The organism is Streptomyces niveus (genome assembly GCF_001723055.1).
In the GTDB taxonomy this organism is placed as follows: Bacteria; Actinomycetota; Actinomycetes; order Streptomycetales; family Streptomycetaceae; genus Streptomyces; species Streptomyces niveus.
Window position 1 is genome coordinate 1 of sequence record NZ_MDCR01000546.1, and the last position, 5,972, is coordinate 5,972.

The window sequence follows — 5,972 nt, forward strand, 5'->3', positions numbered from 1 at the left end:
GGCGCGGGCGCACCGGCGCCGGTTCCCACGACTTCGGTCGGCGTGTAGTGGCTCATCTCTTCGATGGAGTCGACGTAGGGCCGGATCTCGGCGAAGAAGGCACGGAATTCTTCGCTGGATCTGAAGTCCTTCAGATGCTTGTCGAGCGACTCCCAGTGGACCCGCAGGATGTAGTGGCGGGGCTCCTCGACGCAGCGGGACAGCTCGAAGTCGTGGCAGACGGGTGACTGGGCCAGGGGCCGGGCCGCGCGGGCGTAGGCCGCTTCGAATTCGGCCGCCTCGTGCTCGGAAATTCGATAGCGAATGTATTCGAGGATCATGCGTCCTCACCTCCGGCAGCGAGAATACACAGATCTTTCCGGGTCCCGGGGTACCCACTTTTCGGTGCGTATTATCTGTGTCGTGGGGCCGGCCGACCGGAGTGGTGACGCCGGTGATACCGGCGCACCTCAAGAAGAATGATCACCTCCGCTTTTCGTGACTCCGCCGGCCGGCGCCGGAACAGCACGGCATCGCGGCGCGTACCGCCGTGAGCACCGGTGACCGCCGGAAGCAGCGATCCCGCCCACTGGACGACAAACAGCACCGAAGCCGCCAAGACGGGCGAACTGGTCGGCTACCGACCGGAAGACGGCGATTTCCCCCGCGTCCGGCGCAACGCCGTTATGCGTTTATGTTGCCTTCTCCTGGATGCCGCGCCGTTTCCCCGGAAATACCGTGACCAGGCAATACGTGTGGCACGCACGGGATTTCCGGTGCTCGCCCGCCCGCTGCCTCCCTCCACGAATCTGCACACCGAATACGCAGGCGGGCACAACTGACCGTCAGGTCCGTACCTGCTGCGGGCCACGCGTACCGCCTTTGGTGCGGGAATGTCCACTTCAGGGCGTTCGATCGCGTGAAGAAGCTGCTACCAAGTGATGGACGAGCAGGCACGTCGAGGTGCTCCAACTCCACGGTCCGGCCGGATCGTTCGGCATTGAGTTGGCTACTCGACTGGCCCCCGTGCTTTGATCCTTCGCATCGCGGAAGTCACCCCGGCGCCATTCGGAGGATTTACGGATCCTGATATCCGGAAATCCGAGGGAAGCGCCCCGACGACCGCTGCGGTGGCCGGTACGCCAGTACGGCGTGACCGGTCGGCGCCGATATGCAATAGCCATGCGAAGGGAATCTCACATCATGAACCGCTCTCCCCAGGTTGAGACCCAGGAAATCTCCGACGCCGACCTCGACAACGTGTCGGGCGGTCTCGTCGGTGGCCTCGTCGGCACCGTCGACTCCATCGTCCCCGTCTCCAGCACGGTCGGCGGTGTCGTCGGCACCGTCGAGGGTGCCACCGGCATCAGCACGTCGGGTGTGACCGGTCTCGCCACGGGCCTGGTCGCCGGCCTCTGAGTCCGGACCGGCTCAGCCGCGTCGGTCGTGTGCCCGTGACCCGGGCGCACGGCCGACGCGGTCGTGGTCGCGGCCCCGGCCCCGGCCGCCTTTGCCGCCCTCGCCTCCCTTGCCCGTCGGAGCGAGCGGTCGTGATCGTCGGAAACACCGAGCAACTGAGGGAAGAGCGTCGTGCAGTTCCGCCAACAGGCCCTTTCCAAGCTGCAGTCGGCCGAGGACATCGACCTGCCGGTGCGCTTCGCCCGGCCCCAGGGCTGTCTCGTCCTGGCCGTCACGGTCGTCGTCATGACCGCCGCGGCCGTCTGGGCGGTGACCGGCAGCGTCTCGTCCACGCTCGGCGCGCCGGGCATCCTCACCCACGCGCAGGGCAGTTACGTCCTCCAGAGCCCCGTCGCCGGCCAGATCACGGACGTACTCGCCGAGGAAGGCGAGCGGGTGCCCGCCAACTCCCCCCTCGTGAAGGTCCGTACCGCCGAGGGCAGCACCGAGATCCGCACCCTCGCCGCCGGCCGGCTGACGACCCTGGCAGCCGCCGTCGGCTCCGTGATCACCACCGGTGCCGATGTCGCGGCGGTGGAACGGGTCGAGAAGGCCGACGATCCGCTGAGCGTGATGCTGTACGCCCCCGCCGAGAGCGGCGGAACCGTCCCCGTCGGCGCCCCGGTCGACGTGACCGTCCAGTCGGTGCCCAAGCAGCGGTACGGCGTGCTGCGCGGCCGGGTCGAGTCCGTCGGCCGCGTCGCCGAGACCAGCAGGCGCATCACGGGGTTCCTCGGCAGCTCGCAGTTGGGCGAGCAGTTCTCCCGCGAGGGGCCACCCGTCGCCGTACTGGTGCGAATTGACGCCTCGTCAGCCACCAAGTCCGGCTACACCTGGTCGTCGCCGGACGGGCCGCCGTACGCCGTCGAGTCCATGACCCTGGCCACCGGCTCCATCCGGCTGGCCGAACAGCACCCGATCGATTGGCTGCTCCCGTGAGCCCGCAGCGGCACCAGCTTCCCCCGGCCCCGCGCAGGAAGCAGCAGCACCCCCCGTCCGGCCGGCGCCGGGCGGCCAAGCGCGCCCGGCCGGCCGCCGCGACCCCCAGGCCCAAGGCCGTCCGCACCCCCACCGTCCTCCAGATGGAGGCCCTGGAGTGCGGCGCGGCCTCCCTCGCCATGGTGCTCGCCCACTACGGCCGCCATGTCCCGCTGGAGGAGCTGCGCATCGCGTGCGGCGTCTCGCGCGACGGCTCGCGCGCCTCCAACATCCTGAAGGCGGCCCGTAGTTACGGCCTGAAGGCCAAGGGCATGCAGATGGAGGCGGAAGCCCTCGCCGAGGTCCGGGCGCCCGCGATCCTGTTCTGGGAGTTCAACCACTACGTCGTGTACGACGGCATGGGCCGCCGGCCCGGCAGCCGGGGCGTCCACATCAACGACCCCGACAAGGGCCGCCGTTTCGTCCCCGCGGCGGACTTCGACAGCAGCTTCACGGGCGTGGTCCTCGTCTTCGAGCCCACCGACGCCTTCCGCAAGGGCGGCCGAAGGCCCGGCATCATGGGCGCCATGCCCGCGCGGCTGCGCGGCACGGCCGCGACCCTGCTGGCCGCGCTGCTGGCCAGTCTGCTGCTGGTGGCGGTGGGTGCGGCGGTGCCCGCGCTGAGCCGTACGTACATCGACCTGTTCCTGATAGGCGGTCAGACGTCGCTGCTGGGGCCGCTGTTCACGTCGATGGCGACGATGGTGGTGCTCACCGCCGTACTGACCGGGCTCCAGCAGGCGAACCTGCTGCGCGGCCGGATCATCTCGTCCACGCTGAGCGGCGCGCGGTTCCTGCGGCATCTGCTGCGGCTGCCGGTCACGTTCTTCGCGCAGCGCAGCCCGGCCGACCTCGTCCAGCGGCTCCAGTCCAACGACGCGGTGGCCGAGACACTGTCGCGGGACCTGGCGGCGGCGGGCGTGGACGGGGTCGTGGTCATCCTGTACGCCGCGCTGCTGTGGTCGTACGACCCTCAACTGACCCTCGTCGGCGTGCTGATGGCGCTGCTCAACGTGGTCGCGATGCGGATCGTGATCCAGCTGCGCTCCACCGGCACGCGCAAGCTCCGGGCCGACAGCGCGCGGCTCACCAACACCTCGTACACCGGCCTTCAGCTGATCGAGACGATGAAGGCGACCGGGGGCGAGAACGGGTACTTCCGGCGGTGGGCGGGCCAGCACGCGACGACGCTGGAGGAGCAGCAGAAGCTCGGTGTGCCGAGCGCGGCGCTGACGGTGGTCGCGCCCACGCTCGCGACGCTGAACAGCGCGCTGATCCTGTGGATCGGCGGGCTGCGGGCGGTGGAGGGGGCCATCTCGATCGGTCTGCTCGTGGCGTTCCAGGCACTGGTGGTGCGATTCACCGCGCCGATCACCCGGCTGAACGGGGTGGCGGGCCGGATCCAGGACTTCGCCGCCGACGTGGCGCGGCTGAAGGACGTGGAGAGCTTCCCCGTCGATCCGCTCTACTCGCGGCAGCGACCGGACGCGAGTACGCGCCGGCTGACGGGCCATGTGGAGCTGGAGAGCGTCGTGTTCGGCTACAGCCCGCTGGACGCGCCGCTGCTCGACGGCTTCTCGCTGACGGTGGGGCCGGGGCAGCAGGTCGCGCTGGTCGGCGGGTCCGGGAGCGGCAAGTCCACGGTGTCCAGGCTGATTTCGGGTCTCTACAGCCCGTGGGAGGGGATCATCCGTATCGACGGGCAGCGGCTGGACGACATACCGCGCGGCGCGCTCGCCGCTTCGGTGTCCTTCGTCGACCAGGACGTGTTCCTCTTCGAGGGCACGGTCCGGGACAACGTGGCGCTGTGGGACCCGTCCATACCGGACGACGACGTGATCACCGCCCTGAAGGACGCCTCGCTGTACGACGACGTGATCGCCCGGCGCCCCGAGGGCATCCACGGCCGGGTCGAGCAGGACGGCCGTAACTTCTCCGGCGGGCAGCGCCAGCGGCTGGAGATCGCCCGCGCGCTGGTCAGGCGGCCGAGCATTCTGGTGCTCGACGAGGTGACGAGCGCGCTGGACGCCGAGACGGAGCGCGTGATCATCGACAACCTGCGGCGGCGCGGCTGCGCGTGCGTGGTCATCGCGCACCGGCTGAGCACCGTGCGCGACAGCGACGAGATCGTGGTGCTGGACCACGGCACGGTCGTGGAGCGCGGCAGGCACGAGGAACTCGTCGCCGCCGAGGGCCCGTACGCGCGACTGGTCAGGGAGCACTGACGTGACCTCCACAACGGCCGGAGCCGGCGCGGGGGCGGACACGCCGGCGGGCCTGGACCCGGTGATCCACGCGCTCGGCGCGCTGGGCACGCCGGTCGACTGCGCCGGTGTGCGCAATGTGCCGCTGGAGGGCCCGCATGTGCTGTGGCTCGTCGCCGGTGGCGCGCTCGACCTGTTCGCCGTCGACGCGGCGGAGCGTGGGCAGTGGCACTTCCTCGGCCGTCTCGAAGCGGGGACGCTGCTCCTCGGACCGGTCGACGGGCCCCGGCACACGTTGCTGAGCAGGCCGTCGCAGGACTGCGTGCTGCGGCGGATCGCGCTGCGGGAGCTGTACGCGCCGGCGCCGCCCGCGTACGGCTACGAGGGGGCGTACGCCGATCCGTACGGCACCGATCCGTACGGCGCCGCCGCCACGGGCAACATCTCCACGCCCCCGGTCCCGACCCCGCTGGAGCACGCCTTCGCCCTCGGCGCCGCGCGCGGCCTCGGCGCCCTCTTCCAGACGCCGCTCGACACCCGCCCGTCCACCGACGGCGCGGTGTCCGACGACGACGTGCTGTGGATGCCGGTCTCCCCCGGCAGCGTCCAGTACGGCGCCTCGTACAGCGCGGAAGCGGCGGGCGACCTGCTGGTCGACGGCGCGATGTGGCAGCGGATGATCAACCAGCAGCACCGGCTGCTCTCCGCCGTCGACCACTGGATCGAGCGGCAGGAACGCGCCCACGAGGACCGGACGGCCGCCGGTATCAAGGCCGGTGAGGCGGTACGGGCGCGGGCGGACGAGGCGCTGGTGGCGTCCATCGGCCGCCCCGGCAGCGGGGCCGGCGACGCGGGCGGGACCGGTGGCGACGCCGCCCGCGACGCGACGTTCGCGGTGTGCCGGCTGGTCGCGGCGGCCTCCGGCATCACCCTCGCCGACCACTCACGCGGCGCCGGCACCCCGCTCGACGCCCGCGTCGGCCCGGTCGAACGCATCGCGATCGCCTCCCGGGTCCGTACCCGCGCGGTCCGTCTCGACGGCCCGTGGTGGCGTACCGACTCGGGGCCGCTCGTCGGCCACCGGGCCAAGTCGGGCGCCCCGGTGGCGCTGCTCTGGCGGCGCGGCCGTTACGAGGCGGTCAACCCGGCCACCGAGGCGCGGCTGCGCGTCGGCGAGCGGAACGCCGGCGACTTCGAGCCGCGCGCCGTGATGTTCTACCGCCCGCTGCCCGACGAGCCCATGACCCCCTGGCGGCTGCTCCGTTTCGGCCTGCGCGGCAACCGCGCCGATCTGCGCAATCTGGTGCTGACGACGCTCGTCACGGTGGGTCTCGGCGCGCTGGTGCCGCTCGC

General features: G+C 71.2%; 5 protein-coding genes and 1 pseudogene. 5 read left to right on the top strand and 1 reads right to left on the bottom strand.

The window, feature by feature from the left end; all coding sequences use genetic code 11:
• Positions 1-320: antibiotic biosynthesis monooxygenase family protein (locus tag BHU15_RS37440; protein ID WP_171908537.1), on the bottom strand; the 320-nt coding region annotated here is incomplete at its 3' end.
• Positions 321-539: 219 nt separating this feature from the next.
• On the opposite strand from BHU15_RS37440, the gene BHU15_RS39900 reads away from it, so the two are divergent.
• The 5 genes and pseudogenes from BHU15_RS39900 to BHU15_RS37460 form a co-directional block, all read left to right on the top strand.
• Positions 540-821 (top strand): hypothetical protein, encoded by a 282-nt coding sequence (locus BHU15_RS39900; protein WP_141726989.1) that lies wholly within the window; start codon positions 540-542, stop codon positions 819-821.
• Positions 822-1,182: 361 nt separating this feature from the next.
• Positions 1,183-1,398: a hypothetical protein gene (locus tag BHU15_RS37445; protein WP_023537370.1), complete on the top strand. Its 216-nt coding sequence runs from the start codon at positions 1,183-1,185 to the stop codon at positions 1,396-1,398.
• Positions 1,399-1,569: 171 nt separating this feature from the next.
• Positions 1,570-2,376, top strand: coding sequence for an HlyD family efflux transporter periplasmic adaptor subunit (locus BHU15_RS37450; RefSeq protein ID WP_069631139.1), 807 nt, complete (start codon positions 1,570-1,572; stop codon positions 2,374-2,376).
• Entirely contained in the window at positions 2,373-4,640 is a 2,268-nt protein-coding gene (locus tag BHU15_RS37455) for an NHLP family bacteriocin export ABC transporter peptidase/permease/ATPase subunit (protein ID WP_438285009.1), read from the top strand. The genes BHU15_RS37450 and BHU15_RS37455 overlap by 4 nt, the downstream gene beginning before the upstream one ends.
• A gap of 1 nt (position 4,641) precedes the next feature.
• Positions 4,642-5,972 (top strand): annotated as a pseudogene (locus tag BHU15_RS37460) (NHLP bacteriocin export ABC transporter permease/ATPase subunit); the annotation flags it as partial.